The sequence below is a fragment of the Kribbella sp. WER1 genome (assembly GCF_054189145.1).
In genome coordinates, this window is record NZ_CM135186.1 from 7368954 (window position 1) to 7385498 (window position 16545).

A 16545-nucleotide genomic window follows, 5' to 3' on the forward strand; every position below is an offset into this window, starting at 1 on the left:
ATGGAAGCCTTCACCCAGCACATCGGTACGGCGGCCCCGCTGCGCCGCAGCAACGTCGACACCGACCAGATCATCCCGGCCGTGTACCTGAAGCGGGTCACCCGGACCGGCTTCGAGGACGGGCTGTTCGCGGCCTGGCGCAACGATCCGTCGTTCGTCCTCAACCAGCCTGAGTACGAAGGGGTCTCGGTGCTGGTCGCCGGACCGGACTTCGGGACCGGATCGTCGCGGGAGCACGCGGTCTGGGCGCTGCTCGACTACGGGTTCCGGGTCGTTGTCTCGTCGCGCTTCGGCGACATCTTCCGCGGTAACTCCGGCAAGGCCGGTCTGCTCGCCGCCCTGGTGACGCAGGAGGTCGTGGAGCAGCTGTGGACCGCGATCGAGGCCGACCCGGGCACCAAGGTCACGGTCGACCTGGAGAACAAGACGATCTCGGCCGGTGACGTCTCGGCACCCTTCGAGATCGACGACTACACCCGCTACCGGCTGCTCAACGGTCTGGACGACGTCGGCATCACGCTGTCGCACGCGGACGAGATCGCTGCATACGAAGCGACCCGGCCGTCCTTCAAGCCGGCAACCCTTCCTGCGAAGGCCTGAGAGCTCTATCAGAGTTGTCGCTCCCGTAACGTTCGAGGGGGCGGGGGCGATAACTCTGGTGTTACCCTTCTGGGGTTGTCAGAACAAGGCTTGCGAGACCGAGGAGGTGAGGACGCATGAACAACAGCGATCCCTCCAGACATACCGGTCTCGCTCGGCCTTCGGGGGACTGACTTTCCTCTAGTAGTTGTGGGTCGGGCAGACGTGCGTTCATCACTCGCCTGAATCACCCGCCTCTGGAGGACTCATGTCCGACCTGCGCCTGCGTACGTTCCGTGCGTTCAGCCGTACTCCGTCACTGCGCGCCGCCGCCCGCAAGCACGCCGCGTCCGCTGCTGCCCCGCTCGAGCCGCTCGAGAAGCCGGCTCGCGATCCGCAGAAGCCCAAGGGGCACAGCGTCGTCGACAGCGCGATCTACTGCGACGGCAACCGGGTCGCGTCCCCGCACTCGCTCGCGGACACGTACTCCGCGCTCCACAGTGTCGAGAACGACGCCCCGCAGAGCCTGGCCTGGATCGGCCTGTACCGGCCCGACCGCCGCGAGCTCGCTTCGCTGGCGCACGAGTTCGACCTGCACGAGCTGGCGATCGAGGACGCGAACGAGGCGCATCAGCGGCCGAAGCTGGAGCGGTACGGCGACACGTTGTTCGTCGTCCTGAAGGCCGCGCGGTACCGGGACGCGACCGAGGAGGTCGAGTTCGGCGAGGTGCACGTGTTCGTCGGCCGGGACTTCGTGGTGACGGTCCGGCATGCCGAGGCGCCGAACCTGGCCGCCGTCCGGCGCCGGGTCGAACGCGACCCGGAGCTGCTCAGCCGCGGCGCCGAGGCGGTGCTGTACGCGATCATGGACAAGGTCGTCGACGGGTACGCGCCGGTGGTGGCCGGCCTGGAGAACGACATCGACGAGATCGAGACCGAGGTGTTCCGCGGCGACCCGAAGGTGTCCCGCCGGATCTACGAGCTGTCCCGTGAGGTGATCGAGTTCCAGCGAGCCACCCGGCCGTTGATCGGGATCCTCGAGCAGCTCCGCGGCGGCTTCCAGAAGTACGGCGTGGACGAGGAACTGCAACGTTCACTGCGCGACGTCGCCGACCACGTCACCGAGGTGGTGGAGAAGGTCGACGGCTTCCGCGAGCTGCTCCGCGACATACTGACCGTGAACGCGACCCTGGTCGCGCAGCAGCAGAACGAGGAGATGAAGAGCCTCGCGATCGCCAGCAGCGAGCAGAACGAAGAGGTCAAGCGGATCTCTGCCTGGGCGGCGATCCTGTTCGCGCCGACCCTGATCGGCACCGTCTACGGGATGAACTTCGACAAGATGCCGGAGCTGCACTGGGAGTACGGATACCCGTTCGCGATCGGCCTGATGGCCTTGGTGTGTGGAGGTCTGCACCAGATCTTCAAGCGCCGCGGCTGGCTGTGACGTAGCCGGGAATCTGCTGCGAAAACCCCTCCAGGGACCCGGATCGGGCGAATTTGTGGCCCGAATCGCCTAAAACAAGGCCAAATTGCCGCGTGGGTGTTTGTGCATGGCCTGTTGAGTCCATAACGTTCCTGTGAGATCGAGCGCTGTGCTCGACGCCTAGTGTTCACGGAGGGAAGCAGTGAACAAGAGCCAGTTGGTCGAAGCGCTCGCAGTGCACTTCGACGGAAACCGCCGCCAGGCCCAGCACGCATTGGAGTCGGTGATCGACACCGTCCAGCGCGAGCTGACCAAGAAGGGCGGCAAGGTCGCCATCACCGGTTTCGGTGCTTTCGAGGCCATCGAGCGTGGCGCGCGCATCGTGCGCAACCCGCGGACCGGTGAGACCAAGCGTGCCAAGAAGACCACGGTTCCGAAGTTCCGCGCGGGTGCGGAGCTGAAGGCCGTCGTCTCCGGTGCCAAGAAGCTGCCGAAGCTGGTGACCCCGAAGCCGGCCGCGACCGCCACCAAGGCGGCTGCCCCGGCCAAGAAGGCCGCCCCGGCCAAGGCCGCTGCAACGAAGACCGCCGCTGCGAAGAAGACGGTCGCCAAGAAGGCCCCGGCCAAGACGGTTGCCAAGAAGGCGCCGGCGAAGACCGTTGCCAAGAAGGCCCCGGCGAAGAAGGCCCCGGCCAAGAAGGTCGTCGCGAAGAAGGCGCCGGCCAAGAAGGCCCCCGCCAAGAAGACCGCGGCGAAGCGTACCGCTCGCTGATCTTCACGCACTGCGGCACAACCGCACAACAGCGAAGGCCGGTCACCCCACTCCAGGGGATGACCGGCCTTCGCCGTTGTCGGTGGCAACCGTCTAGAGGCGGGTGCCGAACTCCACCTTTGTAATTGCCTGCTCGGCGCCGGAGCCGGTGGTCTCGATCCGGACCCGTTGGCCGACCCGCAGATGCCGGACCGGGGTGTCCGCGATCGCGTGCACGGTGAACGGGAGCTCCACACCGCTGTCGGTCAGCACCGCACCGGAGAACGTGACCTCGTCGTACCTGCTCACAGTCGCCTGCATGTCAGCAGGCTAGACCCTCGGTCCCGGTGGCGGCACCGAGCACGAGCGACATCACGTCCGCGGTCGCCGGACCGACCCCGAGCTGTACGGCGTGCGCGAGATCCGCCGCGGTGTCGACATCACGGCGTACCGACTCGATGCCGGGCACGTCGATCGGGATCGCCCCGGACGCCTGGTGGGCCAGGGCGGAGCCGACCCCGAAGCGCGGATCCAGCGGTACGCCGGGAGCGGCCGCGAGCAGCGTCGTACCGGTGCCGGGCTGGTCGACGACGAAGGACCGGGGCGCCGTACAGGCCGCGAGTACGGCGGTGAGCTCGGCCGGACGGAGCGCCGGAAGGTCCGCGGACAAGGCCACGATGCCGTGGCCCGCGAACTCCGCGGCGGCCACGGTGGCACCGTGCAGCAGCGCTTCGTTCAGCCCGGCGGCGGGCAGGTCCGGCACCACGCGGGCGCCCGCCGCGGTCACGTCCGCGCCGACCAGCGGGTCGTCGGTGACCACCAGGACCGTGTGCACCAGCGGCGACCTGAGCGCGGCCGAAGTAGTGTCGACAGCGAAGGCACGGGCCAGCTCGGGACGGTGCTGAGGGTAGGCCGGAGCAAGCCGGCTCTTCGCGATCGCCGTACGCTTCACCGGGATCACCAGGGTCCAGGGAGCGACCTGTAGGTCTGCCATCAGGCAGGATTCTCCCATGACCGACGGCGCGTTCGACCACCAGGAGGCAGCAGTGGACAGCAAGGGTGCCGATCCACGGCCGCCGCGCGGATTCTGGTTCGGCATCATCGTGGCGATCGTCAAACCGTTCATGATCGTGTTCACCAAGTGCCGGTTCACCGGCCGGGAGAACATGCCCCGCCAGGGCGGTGTGGTGTACGTGCCGAACCACATCTCGCATTTCGACCCGGTGCTGCTCGGGTATTTCATCTGGGAGTGCCGGCGCATCCCGCGCTTCCTCGGCAAGGCGTCGGTGTTCAAGGTTCCGGTGCTGGGCAGCATTATCAGCGGCGCCGGGCAGATCCCGGTGTACCGCGATTCCGCGCAGGCCGCGGACGCATTCCGGGACGCGGTCGCCGCGGTCGAACGCGGTGAGTGCGTGGGCGTTTACCCAGAGGGCACGATCACCCGGGATCCGCAGCTGTGGCCGATGACCGGCAAGACCGGCGCCGCGCGGATCGCGTTGATGACCGGCTGCCCGGTGATTCCGGTCGCGAACTGGGGCGCCCAGGAGATCATCAGGTCCTACACCGGCAAGATCCGGATCCGGCTGCTGCCGCGCAAGACCCTGCAGGTGCGGGCCGGGAAGCCGGTCGACCTGAGCGCGTTCGAGGGCAAGCCGATCACCAACGAGCTGTTGCGGGAGGCAACCGAGGTGATCATGGCCCGGGTCGCCGGGACCCTCGGCGAGCTGCGCGGCGAGGAACCGCCCAAGGAGCTGTACGACCTCCGCAAAGCCCGACGTGAGGAGAAGGAATGACGAAAGTCGCGGTGTTCGGCGCCGGCAGCTGGGGTACGGCGTTCGCGACGGTGCTGGCGAACGCGGGGAACCAGGTGTCGGTGTGGGCCCGGCGGGAGGCGCTCTGCGCGGCGATCAACAGCGCGCACGAGAACGCGGAGTACCTGCCCGGGATCCGGCTGTCCGAGGCGATCACCGCGACCCACGACCCCGCCGCGGCGGCCGACGGAGCGGAGGCCGTCGTGCTCGCGGTGCCGTCGCAGTCGTTGCGGGACAACCTCGCGGACTGGGCCGGCGTACTGCCGAACGCCGTACCGCTGGTCAGCCTGATGAAGGGCGTCGAGCTCGGGACCACGAAGCGGATGAGCGAGGTGATCGCCGAGCTCACCGGCGCCGGGCCGGAACGGATCGCGGTCGTCTCCGGGCCGAACCTGGCGCGTGAGATCGCCGAGGGTCAGCCGGCCGCGTCCGTGGTGGCGTGTGCCGACGAGGGCACCGCGGCACGGTTGCAGAAGCTGTGCCACTCGCCGACGTTCCGCCCGTACACGAACAACGACGTGATCGGCTGCGAACTCGGCGGCGCCTGCAAGAACGTGATCGCGCTCGCGGTCGGGATGGCGGTCGGGCTCGGCTTCGGCGACAACGCCCGCGCCTCGGTGATCACCCGCGGGCTCGCGGAGATCGCCAGGCTCGGTACGGCGCTCGGCGCGCAGGAGCACACGTTCTCCGGCCTGGCCGGACTCGGTGACCTGGTCGCGACCTGCTCGTCGCCGTTGTCGCGGAACCGGACGTTCGGCGAGAAGCTCGGGCAGGGGAAGAGCGTCGCGGAGATCCTGGAGGGGACCCGGCAGATCGCGGAGGGCGTGAAGTCCTGCGCCTCGATCAGCGAGCTCGCGCACCACCACGACGTCGAGATGCCGATCGCCGAACACGTGACGAAGGTCGTCGCCGGCGAGATGACCCCGAAGGACATGCTCTTCAGCCTGGTCTCCCGGTCCGCGAAGTCGGAGCGCTGGGGATGATCCCGGAGGCGTTCGCGCGGACGACGGTCGAACGGGAAGGTGCCGTGGGGGAGGCGTGGCTGGCGGAGTTGCCGGGCCTTGTCGAGGAGCTGCTGGGGCAGTGGGGTGTCGCGCGGGACGGCGACGTACTGCACGGTCAGGTCGGGGTGGTGGTACCGGTCGTGGGGGACGCCGTAATGAAGGTGTCGTTCCCGCATCCGGGAAACGTGCACGAGCGGGACGCCTTCGAGGCCTGGGGCGGCCGGGGCGCGGTCAACCTGTACGAGCGCGACGACGCCCGGTACGCGATGCTGCTCGAACGGGTACGACCGAACACGCTGGTCGAGCACCCCGACGGATGCGCGGCGGTGGCTGGGGATCTACTCCGTCAGCTGACGGTTCCCGCGCCGGACGGTCTGCCGCGGATGTCGGCGAAGGCCGACGAGTGGGCCGAAGAGCTACAGAAGGACGCGGCCGAACTGGATCACCCGCTGCCGGCTGCCGTCGTCGGTACGGCGCTCGCGGTCGTGGAGGAGCTGTGTCGCGTGCAGCCGGAGACGATGGTGCACGGCGACTTCCATGCGCGCAACATCCTCCGCGCGGACCGCGAGCCCTGGCTGGTCGTCGATCCGAAGGGGTACGTCGGCGATCCTGGCTTCGACGCCGCGATCTTCCTCCGCACCCGGGCGTACATGCTGTTCCTGGAGGACGGTCTGAGCGGCGACGCGCTGCTCCGCCGGCTGCTGGCCGAGCTGGCCGAGTTCTCCGAGGCGTCCGGTGTGGACGCGGACCGGATCCGTCGCTGGACCCAGCTGATCGCCGTGCAGGCGTCGTTCTGGGGCCGCCGGCACGGCTTCGGCCGCGCCCGCGGCGGCAGCGACCTCGACCGGATCGTCCGCTTGATCGACGAGGTCGCGCTCGGCCTGACCGCCTAGGCCATCACAATCGCCCGCGATCCGGTGGTTCGAGCCTGACGTGCGCCGCGGGCGGCGGATTGTGATGGCGTGGCGGTCCGCGGCTACGCCAGGGCTTGCGTGAGGACGAGCGCCGCCGCGCCCAGCAGCGCCGCGTCGCGGCCGGTGCGGGACGGGACCACGTGGAGGTGAGTGGTGGCCAGGGGCAACGATCGGGCGTAGACGGTTTCGCGGAGGCCGGCCAGGAGGCTGTCGCCGGCTTGGGCGAGGGAGCCGCCGACGACGATGACCGACGGGTTGAGCAGGCTGACCGCGGCGGCGAGTACGGTGCCGATCTCGCGGCCGGCCTGGCGTACGGCGGTGGTCGCCTCGGTGTTGCCGGCGCGGACCAGGTCGACGATGTCCTGGCTGGTGCCGACGCCGAGCCTGGTCGCCAGCGCGGCGGCGGACGCGACCGCCTCCAGGCAGCCGGTGTTGCCGCAGCGGCAGACCTCGGTGTGGCCGGGGGCCTGGATGTGCCCGATGTCGCCGGCCGCGCCGCGGGCGCCGCGATGTAGCCGGCCGCCGCTGATCACCCCGGCACCGATGCCGGTGGCAACCTTCACGAACAGCAGGTGCTCGACATCGGGGTACGCCGTCACGTGTTCGCCGAGCGCCATGATGTTGACGTCGTTGTCGACGAGGACCGGCCCGGGGAGTTCACGGCCGAGCCGGGCGACCACGTCGTACGAGTCCCAGCCGGGCATGATCGGCGGATGGTTCGGCCGTCCGGTGCTGTGCTCGACCGGGCCGGGCAACCCGACGCCGGTGCCGGCCAGATCCGCCACCGACCGGCCCGCCGTCCGGAGCAATGCCTGCCCCTGCGCGGCGACCGCGTCCAGGACCACTTCGGGGCCTTCGGCGATCGCCAACGCGGTCGTCGACCGGTCGAGGATCGTGCCCGTCAGATCCGTGAGCGCGACCGAGAGATGCGTCGCGCCGACGTCCGCGGCCAGCACCAGGCGCGCCGTCGGGTTGAACCGGAACCGGGCCGGCGGCCGTCCGCCCGTCGACGCGGCCTCGCCTGACGGCACCACGAGTCCGCTCGCCAGCAGCGCCTCGATCCGGCCGGTGACCGTCGACCGGGCGAGACCGCTGAGCTCGATGAGTTCGGCGCGCGTCCGCGGTTGCCCGTCGCGGAGCAGCCGCACCAGCGGGTCCGCCGTACCGAGATCGCTCATGCACCGACTTTCGTCGTACTGGTGGTGGACTTTTGCTTGACAGGGATCAAAAGGGTCCCATAGCGTCCTCGAACGTGTCCACCAGTGCGCGCAAGCTCAGGGTCGGGATCGTCGGCGGCGGGTTCATGGGACAGGTCCACGGACGGGCCGCGCTGGTGTCCGGCGCGAGCGTCGTGGGTGCTGTCGGGTCGTCGCCCGCGCGGGCCGAGGCCGCGGCCGAGGCGACCGGCGCCGAGCGCGGGTTCGCGTCCCTCGACGAACTGCTGGCCGCGGACGTCGACGTGGTCCACGTCTGTACGCCGAACAACACGCACCGCGAGGTGACACTCAAGGCACTCGAAGCGGGCAAGCACGTCGTCTGCGAGAAGCCGCTCGCCACGTCCGTAGAGGACGCCGGCGGACTGCAGGCGGCGGCCGCGGATGCGGGCCTGGTCGGCGCGGTGCCGTTCGTCTACCGCTACCACCCGATGGTCCGCGAGCTGCGGGCCAAGCTCGCCGCGGGCGAGGCCGGCGTGATCACCAGCCTGCACGGCTCGTACCTGCAGGACTGGCTGGCCGGCGCCGACGACCAGAACTGGCGGGTGGACGACGCCACCGGCGGCCCGTCGCGGACGTTCGCGGACATCGGCTCGCACTGGTGCGACCTCACCGAGTTCGTCACCGGCGACCGGATCGCCGCGATCAGCGCCCAGCTGCGGACCGTCCGGAAGCAGCGCGGCGGCGTCGAGGTGAAGACCGAGGACCTGGCCACCGCACAGTTCCGGACCGAGGCCGGCGTGGTCGGCACGATCGTCGTGAGCCAGGTTGCCGCCGGCCGGAAGAACCGGCTGTACCTCGAGGTGTCCGGGACCGAGTCGAGCTTCGGGTTCGACCAGGAGGACCCGGATCGGCTGTGGGTCGGCCACCGCGCCGGATCGCAGCTGCTGACCCGCGACCCGGAGACGCTGAGCCCGGACGCGGCGCGGGTGAACCGGCTGCCGGCCGGTCACGCGCAGGGGTACCAGGACGCGTTCGACTCGTTCGTCGCCGACAGCTATGCCGCCGTCCTGGGGGAGACCCCGGACGGCCTGCCCGATTTCGCCGCCGGAGCACGCTCGGCCCGCGTGGTCGACGCCGTACTGCGGTCCGCCGCCAACGACTCCGCTTGGACCACCGTCAACGCCTAGGAGCACAGATGCCTCGTCCGATCACTCTCTTCACCGGTCAGTGGGCCGACCTGCCGTTCGAGGAGGTCTGCCAGTTCGCGTCCGAGGCCGGTTACGACGGCGTCGAGATCGCCTGCTCCGGTGACCACTTCGACGTCCAGCAGGCCGTCGACGACGACTCGTACGTCCAGGGCCGCAAGGACATCCTGGAGAAGTACAACCTGCAGGTCTTCGCGATCTCCAACCACCTGGTGGGGCAGGCGGTCTGCGACAACCCGATCGACTTCCGGCACCAGGCGATCGTGCCGTCCCGGATCTGGGGCGACGGCGACGGCGAGGGCGTCCGGCAGCGCGCGGCGGAGGACCTGAAGAACACCGCCCGGGCGGCGAAGAAGCTCGGCGTGAACACCGTCATCGGCTTCACCGGCTCGTCGATCTGGCAGTACGTCGCGATGTTCCCGCCGGTGCCGGCGGAGCGGATCGAGGCCGGGTACCGGGACTTCGCCGACCGCTGGAACCCGATTCTCGACGTGTTCGACTCCGAGGGTGTCCGGTTCGCGCACGAGGTGCACCCGTCGGAGATCGCGTACGACTACTGGACCACCACGTTCACGCTGGAGGCGATCGGTCACCGGGAGGCGTTCGGCCTGAACTGGGACCCGTCGCACATGGTCTGGCAGGACATCGACCCGGTCGCGTTCCTCTGGGACTTCAAGGACCGGATCTACCACGTGGACTGCAAGGACACCAAGATGCGGGTCGGCGGCGGCCGCAACGGCCGGCTCGGCTCGCACCTGCCCTGGGCGGACCCGCGCCGCGGCTGGGACTTCTACTCCACCGGGCACGGCGACGTGAACTGGGAGGACTGCTTCCGGGTGCTGAACTCGATCGGATACGACGGCCCGATCTCGGTCGAGTGGGAGGACGCCGGCATGGACCGCAAGATCGGCGCGGCCGAGGCGGTCAACGTGATCCGCAACCTGGCCTTCGACAAGCCGGCCGCGGCCTTCGACGCGGCCTTCGCCACCGACAAGTAGCTGGGAAACTTTTTGCCGCCTGGCGGCACTTTCTTTCCCAATCGGCTCAGGCCGGCCGGGTGTCCCGGCCGGCCACGAAGCCCAGCGTGACCTGGGTGGCCGCGAGGACGGCGAACACGATCAGCGTCGTCCTCCAGCCGCCGGTCACCTGCGTCAGGTACCCGGCGACGACCGGCCCGGCCGCGGCGAGCGTGTAACCGACCGCCTGTGCCATCCCGGACAGCTGGGTGGTCTCGTGGTGCCCGCGGCCGCGCAGGCTGATCAGCGACAGCGCGGCGACCAGCCCGGCGCCCTGGCCGAGGCCGCCGACGACCGCCCAGACGATCGCCAGGTGTGGCGCCACCAGGAGCCCGATCAGCGCCAGCAGGATCGGCGTACTCGCCGTCATCAGTCCGGCCCGCTGGTTGGTCGGGTGCTTCAGCAGCAACGGGATCGTCAGCCCGCCGATCAGCCCGAACACCTGGAACACGAACAGGTGTACACCGGTCGCGCGCTCGGAGACGCCGCCGGTCGAGATCTCGATCGTCGGCAGCCAGTTCACGAACAGGTAGAAGCTCGTCGACTGCAGCCCCATGAAGCCGGTCACCAGCCACGCCATCGGCTGCCGCCAGACACTCACGCGCGGCGCTTCGTCGTCGGCGGTCGCGGCCGGCATCGGCTCCGGGGACAGCGTCCGCGGCAGCCAGACGATCGCGACCAGCAGCGCGAGTCCGCCCCAGACCGCGAGTGACAGCCGCCAGTCGACGGCGTCGGCGATCGGTACGGCGAGGATCGAGGCGATCGCGGCGCCACCGGTGATGAACGCGGTGTAGATCCCGGTCGCCCGGGACACGTGCGCGGAGTAGTCGCGCTTGAGGATCACCGGGACGAGGACGTTGCCGACCGCGATCGCGGCGCCGACCACGGCGGTCCCGATCCAGAGGCCGACGGGACCGGCATACGGCCGGATCGCGCTGCTGGCGGCCAGGACGAGCAGCGAGACGAACACGGCCCGCTCCATCCCGAAACGCCGGGACGCGAGGTGCACCAAGGGAGAGGCGACCGCGAACGCGAGCAGCGGAAGCGTGCCGAGCAGTCCCTGCGCGGCCTCACCGAGGTGCAGCGCGTCGCCGATCCGCGGCAGCACCGGGCCGACGGCGGTCAGCGCCGGGCGCAGGCTCAGCGCGACCACGAACGCGGTCGCGGTGATCAGTGACGACCGCCCTCGGGTCAGGGGCTCGGTCATGACTGCCACAAAACACCTCTCCTCATGCTTCTGTGTAGATGTCCGACATTTATATACTGTACGGCATGGAGCCCTTGGTGCGGCAGGTGCCGCTCGTGCTGCAGGTGTCCGAGCAGTTCCGGGCCCGGATCGAGTCCGGCGCCTGGCCGCGCGGTGCGCGGATCCCGGGGGAGCATCAGCTCGCGACGGAGCTGGGCGTCAGTCGCGGCACCGTGCGGGAGGCGCTGCGGTCGCTGAGTCTGACCGGTCTGCTGGAGCCGCGGGTCGGCGACGGGACGTACGTCCGCGCGACTAACGAGATCAGCGGGGTGCTGGTCCGCGACGAGCTGTCGGCGTCACTCACCGACGTGCTGGACGCCCGCGCCGGCATCGAGGCAGCCGCCGCCCGGCTGGCCGCGCGGAACGCGACACCGGACAGCCTGACGGCGCTGGGGGAGGTGCTGGAGGCGCGGGCCGATGCGCTCGAGTCGGGTGACCTGGACGTGTTCGTGGCGGTCGACACCGACTTCCATCGCGGCGTCGTGGTCGCGAGCGGGAACCCGTTGCTGCTCCGGTTGTACGACGCGCTCGCGGAGGTGATGACCGAGTCGATCCACCGGACCGCGACGATCCCCGAGGACCACCGGCTCGGCGACGCGCACGTCGACGTGCTGGAGGCGATCCGGGCGGGGGACGCGGAGGCGGCGAGTCAGGCGTCGTACGCGCTGATCGAGACGGTCAAGCTCACCGGGTCCGGCCAGTAGTAGCGGAAGCAGGCCGGGGTGCCGTTCAGTCGGCGGGGTTCGCCGCCGGGTGGCGGGACGGGCTTGCGGTCGCCGCGGATGCCGCCGCGGGCTTCGTAGAAGGCTTGCGCGGCGGTGTTCTGTTCGAGGACCCAGAGGTACAGGCCGGTGGGTACGTCGGTGGCCGCGTGGGCGAGCAGCTTCGTCCCGAGGCCCTGGCGCTTGAGGTGCGCGCGGACGTGCAGGTTGTCGACGAGCGCGCCGTACGTCGGGTCCGCGTCGAACACCACGTGCGCGAGGCCGATCAGCCGGCCGTCGTACTCCGCGACCGTGGTGCGGGTGCCGTCGCGGTTCGTGAGCCGCTTCGCCCACATCGCGCCGAGGTACTCCGGCGACTCGTCGTCGAGGAACGCGTCCGCGTAGGCGCCCCGGTAGTGCCGCCGCCAGCTGTCACCGTGCAGCTCCGCGACCGCCGCCGCATCCTCTGGTCCCGCTACCCGAAATGTCGTCATCGCCGAAGTTCTCCAGGTTCTTTCGTGGTTGCGAGGACGCGGGCGAACACGGCCAGCCCGGCTGCCAGCGCAGTGACGACGACGAACGAGATCGTCAGGCTGCTGGCCTGCGCGATGCCGCCGATGATGGACGGGGCGACCAGGCCGGACGCGTACGTGATGGTGGCGACGCCGGCGATGGCCTGACTCGGGTTCGGGCCGGTGTGGCCGGCGGCGGCGAAGGCGAGCGGTACGACGACCGCGATCCCGATGCCGATCAGGCCGAAACCGATCATCGCCACGACCGCGGTCGGCGAGACGACCACGAGCAGACCGCCGAGCGTCGCGATCACCCCGCTGGCCCGAACCGTGCGCACGGCCCCGAACCGGTCCACGACCGCGTCGCCGGTGATCCGGGCAATCGCCATCGTCAACGCGAACCCGGTCGTCGCGCCGGCCGCGACCCCGGCCGAGCTGTCCAGGACGTCGCGCAGGTACACCGCCGACCAGTCCAGGCTCGCGCCCTCCGCGAACACCGCGCAGAACCCGACCGCCCCGATCAGCAGCGCGGACTTCGGCGGCAACGCGAACCGCGCCGGCGGCTCCTCGTCCTCCTCCGGATGCAGGTTCAGTACGAAGTGACAGACCACCGCGCCGACGATCGTCAGGACGACGGCCGCGACGGTGTGGTGGATCTGCGCGCTCAGGTTCGCGTGCGCCGCGAGCGTGCCGACCGCGGACCCGAGCAGCGCGCCGCCGCTCCACAGCCCGTGCAGCCCGGACATGATCGACTTCTTCAGCCGCCGTTCCACCTCGACGCCGAGCGCGTTCATCGTCACGTCGGCCATCCCCGACGTACCGCCGTAGATGAACAGGGCGCCGCACAACGTCAGCAGGCCGGGCGCGAACGACGGCAGGATCAGCGACAGCGTCCACAGCGCGAGCAACCCGCGGAGCGCGGCGCGGGTGCCGAACCGGTGGCCGACCCGGGCGGCGAGCGGCATCATCAGCGCCGCCCCGAGCGCAGGGAACGCGAGCGCCAGGCCGAGCTGGCCGGCGGACAGCCCGGCGTGCTCCTGGATCCACGGCACCCGGGTCGCGAACGAGCCGGTCACTGACCCGTGGACGCAGAAGACCGCGGCGACGGCGTACCGGGAGCGTTTGACGAGCGTGGTGTCATCGGTCACAAGCGAACACGCTCTCTGTTTGAACGATCAGGCGGATGGTAGTTTTTTGCGCATGAGAAGTGCGGAACGGCACCAAGTGATCGTAGAACGCCTACGAGTCGTCGACCGAGTGTCGGTCCAGGAACTGGTCGAGGCGACCGAGGCGTCGGACATGACGGTCCGCCGCGATCTCGACTTCCTGGCCGCGCAGGGCGTGCTGAAGCGGGTGCACGGCGGCGCCGTGTCCGCGATGCCGTCCGGTCTGGAGCCGCCGCACTCGCTGCGTTCGCAGGCCGCCGTCGCCGCCAAGCAGGCGATCGCCCGCGCCGCGGTCGAGCACCTCCGCGACGGCGAGACGATCGTCCTGGACAGCGGTACGACGGCCCTCGAGACCGCCAAGCTGCTGCATGACCGCGCGCTCACCGTCATGCCGCTCTCGCTGCATGTCGCCCACGAACTCGCGGACGCCCCGCGGATCCGGCTGCTGATGCCGGGGGGCGAGGCGCGCAAGGGCGAGCTCTCGCTGGTCGGCCCGCTGACCGTCGCGTCGCTGCGCGCGCTGCGCTTCGACGCCGCCGTACTGAGCCCGTGCGCGTTCAGCCTGGATGCCGGGCTGACCGCGTTCGACCTGGGTGACGCCGAGGTCAAGCAGGAGGCGATGAACGTCGCCACCCGCACGATCGTGCTCGCCGACGGCGCCAAGTGGGACCGCGCCGCGCTCGCCTACGTCTGCCCGGCGGACCGCCCCGACCTGATCATCACCGACGACTCCGCACCCGAGGACCAACGAACCATGCTCATCCAACGCGGCGCCCTCGTCGAGGTCGCCTCTTGAACGCCGTCGACGTACAACTCCCGACCGCACCATCCACACAAGCCCGAGCTGCCCGCGTTGCCACCTGGCTGTACTTCGGCCTGAACGGGTTCGCGGTCGGTATGTGGGTGGTGCACATCCCGAGCATCGAGCAGGCGACGGGGATCACCCACAGCACGCTCGGCCTGCTCCTGCTGGTGCTCGGCGCCGCCGCGTTCACCGGGATGCAGGTCGCCGGGCCGCTGGTCGACAAGATCGGACAGCGCCGGCTGGTCCCGGCCGCCGGGATCCTGCTCGGCATCGCGCTCGCCGGGCCCGGCTTGGCGAAGAACTGGTGGACGCTCGGCCTCGCGCTGATCCTGGTCGGCTTCGGCAACGGCTCGATCGACGTCGGGATGAACGCCCAGGCCGTCGTGGTCGAGCGCGGGTACCCGCGGCCGATCATGGCCGCGTTCCACGCGATGTGGTCGATCGGCGGCGCGATCGCCGCGGTCGTCGGCGCGGCCACGCTGCGGGCCGGCGTACCGACCGAGGTCACGCTCGTGCTCGCCGGCGTGGTCTGCATCGTGCTGTCGCTGATCGCCAGCCGGTTCTTGCTGGAGGCAACCGAACCTCCCGAGGAGCAGAACGAAGCGCCCCGCGAGAAGCCCTCGGCCAAGCTGGTCTGGGCGCTCGGCGGCCTCGCCTTCGGGCTGATGCTGTCCGAGGGTGTGGCCAACGACTGGGCCGCCCTGCACTTCCGCGACATCCTCGGTACGTCGGTCAGCACCGCCGCCTACGCGTACGGTGCGTTCGCGGTCGCGATGACCGTCGGGCGCTTCCTCACCGACCGGGTGGCCGCGGTCGTCGGTCCGGCCGCGATCGTGCGCTGGGGCGCCGCGATGGCGGCCGTCGGCCTGACGCTGGTGATCGTGGTCCCGTGGGTGCCGGTCGCGCTCGTCGGCTGGGCGATCTTCGGCCTCGGCCTGGCGGGCGGCGTACCGCAGCTGTTCACCGCCGCCGGCAACCTCGACCCGCGGTCCTCGGGTGCGCTGATGGCCCGCGTGGTCGGCCTCGGGTACGTCGGCCTGCTCGCCGGCCCCGCACTGATCGGCGGACTCGCGCACTGGATGCCGCTGAACATCGCGTTCGTCCTGCCGGTCGTGCTGTGCGTCCTGACCTTCTTCGGAGGCCCTGTCCTCAAGAAGCGGTGAGGGCCTGTTCCAGGTCGTTCCAGAGGTCTTCGGGGTGCTCGATCCCGACCGAGAGCCGGATCAGGTCCTCGGGGATGGTCGGCACCTCGATCGGCCAGCGGCGGCGGCGTTCGAGCAGCGACTCGACGCCGCCGAGGCTGGTCGCGTGCACCCACAGGCTCGTGCTCTCGCAGACCTTCTGGGCGTACGCCGCGTCGCCGCCGAGCTCGATCGCGAGGATCGCGCCGAAGCCGGACATCTGCGCCGCGGCTCGGGCGTGACCGGGATCGTCGGGCAGCCCGGGGTACCGGACCCGGCTGACCCGCGGGTGCCGGAGCAGGCGCTCGGCCAGGTACGCCGCGTTCGACTGCGCGCGGTCGAGCCGGAGCGCCAGCGTCCGCAGGCCGCGGAGAGCGAGCCAGGCGTCCATCGATCCGGCGATCGCGCCGAGGCTGCGGCGCCGCAGCTCGATCGCGGACCAGAGGTCGTCGTCGGCGGTGACCACGGCGCCGAGGATCACATCCGAGTGACCGGCGATGAACTTGGTCGCCGAGTGCATCACCACATCCGCCCCGAGCCGCAGCGGCTGCTGGAGCAGGGGAGTGGCGAACGTGTTGTCGACGACCACGGTCGCGCCGGCGGCGTGCGCGGCCGCGGCGAGTGCGGGAATGTCCGCGACCTCCATGGCCGGGTTGGTCGGCGACTCGATCCACAGCAGGTCGGCGCCGTCGAGCATGACCGCGTCGGTATCCGCGATATCGGCTCGCTGCACGGTGAGGCGTCCCGTTTCCGCCTGCTGGTCGAGCAGCGCGAGTACGCCGGAGTAGGCGTGCTGCGGTGCGACGACGCGACCGCCGACCGGGACGAGGTCGATGACCGCCGCGGCGGCCGCCATCCCAGACGCGAAGCTCAGCGCACGGCCGCCCTCGAGCTGACCGAGCGTGTCCTCGAGCGCGGACCAGGCGTCGTTGCCGAACCGTCCGTACCCACGATCGCCGCCGGCCACGTACGTCGAACTGAACACCGGCGACGGTCCCACCGGAGCATTCGGCAGCCGCTCCGGGCGGCCGGCATGGACGACGACGGTGGACGGGTGGAGGTCAGCAGTCATAC

At 70.4% G+C, this 16545-nt stretch carries 18 protein-coding genes; 11 read left to right on the top strand and 7 right to left on the bottom strand.

What is annotated here, in order from left to right:
* The 3 genes from leuD to ACXJJ3_RS36040 all read left to right on the top strand — a co-directional run bounded on the left by leuD (position 1) and on the right by ACXJJ3_RS36040 (position 2774).
* A complete protein-coding gene (gene leuD / locus ACXJJ3_RS36030) occupies positions 1 to 600 on the top strand; it encodes a 3-isopropylmalate dehydratase small subunit (protein ID WP_458166376.1) in 600 nt (199 codons plus the stop codon).
* Between the two features lie 247 nt (positions 601 to 847).
* On the top strand, positions 848 to 2023 hold the full coding sequence (gene corA, locus ACXJJ3_RS36035) for a magnesium/cobalt transporter CorA (protein ID WP_458166377.1): 1176 nt from the start codon (positions 848 to 850) through the stop codon (positions 2021 to 2023).
* 181 nt (positions 2024 to 2204) lie between these two features.
* On the top strand, positions 2205 to 2774 hold the full coding sequence (locus ACXJJ3_RS36040) for an HU family DNA-binding protein (protein ID WP_458166378.1): 570 nt from the start codon (positions 2205 to 2207) through the stop codon (positions 2772 to 2774).
* Positions 2775 to 2867: 93 nt separating this feature from the next.
* On the opposite strand, the gene ACXJJ3_RS36045 is transcribed toward ACXJJ3_RS36040, so the two are convergent.
* The gene (locus ACXJJ3_RS36045) at positions 2868 to 3074 is read right to left on the bottom strand and encodes a hypothetical protein (protein WP_458166379.1); all 207 of its coding nucleotides are present in this window, start codon (positions 3072 to 3074) and stop codon (positions 2868 to 2870) included.
* A gap of 1 nt (position 3075) precedes the next feature.
* Positions 3076 to 3747, bottom strand: coding sequence for a 2-phospho-L-lactate guanylyltransferase (gene cofC, locus ACXJJ3_RS36050; RefSeq protein WP_458166380.1), 672 nt, complete (start codon positions 3745 to 3747; stop codon positions 3076 to 3078).
* Positions 3748 to 3763: 16 nt separating this feature from the next.
* Here cofC and ACXJJ3_RS36055 point away from each other — a divergent pair, with 16 nt between their 5' ends.
* From ACXJJ3_RS36055 to ACXJJ3_RS36065, 3 genes are read left to right on the top strand one after another with little or no spacing between them, the layout of a single operon-like run.
* Complete coding sequence (locus tag ACXJJ3_RS36055) at positions 3764 to 4546, top strand: lysophospholipid acyltransferase family protein (protein WP_458166381.1); 783 nt, start codon at positions 3764 to 3766, stop codon at positions 4544 to 4546.
* Positions 4543 to 5547 carry an NAD(P)H-dependent glycerol-3-phosphate dehydrogenase gene (locus tag ACXJJ3_RS36060; RefSeq protein WP_458166382.1) on the top strand — a complete coding sequence of 335 codons (1005 nt, stop codon included), beginning with the start codon at positions 4543 to 4545 and terminating at the stop codon, positions 5545 to 5547. Before ACXJJ3_RS36055 ends, ACXJJ3_RS36060 begins: the two co-directional genes overlap by 4 nt.
* The gene (locus tag ACXJJ3_RS36065; RefSeq protein WP_458166383.1) at positions 5544 to 6461 is read left to right on the top strand and encodes an aminoglycoside phosphotransferase family protein; all 918 of its coding nucleotides are present in this window, start codon (positions 5544 to 5546) and stop codon (positions 6459 to 6461) included. Before ACXJJ3_RS36060 ends, ACXJJ3_RS36065 begins: the two co-directional genes overlap by 4 nt.
* A gap of 83 nt (positions 6462 to 6544) precedes the next feature.
* On the opposite strand, the gene ACXJJ3_RS36070 is transcribed toward ACXJJ3_RS36065, so the two are convergent.
* Positions 6545 to 7660 (bottom strand): ROK family protein, encoded by a 1116-nt coding sequence (locus tag ACXJJ3_RS36070; protein WP_458166384.1) that lies wholly within the window; start codon positions 7658 to 7660, stop codon positions 6545 to 6547.
* 74 nt (positions 7661 to 7734) lie between these two features.
* Here ACXJJ3_RS36070 and ACXJJ3_RS36075 point away from each other — a divergent pair, with 74 nt between their 5' ends.
* Entirely contained in the window at positions 7735 to 8826 is a 1092-nt protein-coding gene (locus tag ACXJJ3_RS36075) for a Gfo/Idh/MocA family protein (protein WP_458166385.1), read from the top strand.
* Positions 8827 to 8834: 8 nt separating this feature from the next.
* Positions 8835 to 9842 (top strand): sugar phosphate isomerase/epimerase family protein, encoded by a 1008-nt coding sequence (locus ACXJJ3_RS36080; RefSeq protein ID WP_458166386.1) that lies wholly within the window; start codon positions 8835 to 8837, stop codon positions 9840 to 9842.
* 46 nt (positions 9843 to 9888) lie between these two features.
* Here the strand turns inward: ACXJJ3_RS36080 and ACXJJ3_RS36085 are convergent, their stop codons facing one another.
* Complete coding sequence (locus ACXJJ3_RS36085; RefSeq protein ID WP_458166387.1) at positions 9889 to 11067, bottom strand: CynX/NimT family MFS transporter; 1179 nt, start codon at positions 11065 to 11067, stop codon at positions 9889 to 9891.
* 65 nt (positions 11068 to 11132) lie between these two features.
* Here ACXJJ3_RS36085 and ACXJJ3_RS36090 point away from each other — a divergent pair, with 65 nt between their 5' ends.
* Positions 11133 to 11810: a FadR/GntR family transcriptional regulator gene (locus ACXJJ3_RS36090; protein ID WP_458166388.1), complete on the top strand. Its 678-nt coding sequence runs from the start codon at positions 11133 to 11135 to the stop codon at positions 11808 to 11810.
* Here the strand turns inward: ACXJJ3_RS36090 and ACXJJ3_RS36095 are convergent.
* The gene (locus ACXJJ3_RS36095; RefSeq protein ID WP_458166389.1) at positions 11756 to 12301 is read right to left on the bottom strand and encodes an N-acetyltransferase family protein; all 546 of its coding nucleotides are present in this window, start codon (positions 12299 to 12301) and stop codon (positions 11756 to 11758) included. The genes ACXJJ3_RS36090 and ACXJJ3_RS36095 overlap by 55 nt on opposite strands.
* Positions 12298 to 13467 (bottom strand): MFS transporter, encoded by a 1170-nt coding sequence (locus ACXJJ3_RS36100; protein WP_458166390.1) that lies wholly within the window; start codon positions 13465 to 13467, stop codon positions 12298 to 12300. Before ACXJJ3_RS36100 ends, ACXJJ3_RS36095 begins: the two co-directional genes overlap by 4 nt.
* A gap of 52 nt (positions 13468 to 13519) precedes the next feature.
* Here ACXJJ3_RS36100 and ACXJJ3_RS36105 point away from each other — a divergent pair, with 52 nt between their 5' ends.
* On the top strand, positions 13520 to 14281 hold the full coding sequence (locus ACXJJ3_RS36105) for a DeoR/GlpR family DNA-binding transcription regulator (protein WP_458166391.1): 762 nt from the start codon (positions 13520 to 13522) through the stop codon (positions 14279 to 14281).
* The gene (locus tag ACXJJ3_RS36110) at positions 14278 to 15453 is read left to right on the top strand and encodes an MFS transporter (protein WP_458166392.1); all 1176 of its coding nucleotides are present in this window, start codon (positions 14278 to 14280) and stop codon (positions 15451 to 15453) included. Before ACXJJ3_RS36105 ends, ACXJJ3_RS36110 begins: the two co-directional genes overlap by 4 nt.
* Here the strand turns inward: ACXJJ3_RS36110 and ACXJJ3_RS36115 are convergent.
* Positions 15440 to 16543, bottom strand: coding sequence for a trans-sulfuration enzyme family protein (locus tag ACXJJ3_RS36115; RefSeq protein WP_458166393.1), 1104 nt, complete (start codon positions 16541 to 16543; stop codon positions 15440 to 15442). The genes ACXJJ3_RS36110 and ACXJJ3_RS36115 overlap by 14 nt on opposite strands.
* Positions 16544 to 16545 lie beyond the last annotated feature (2 nt).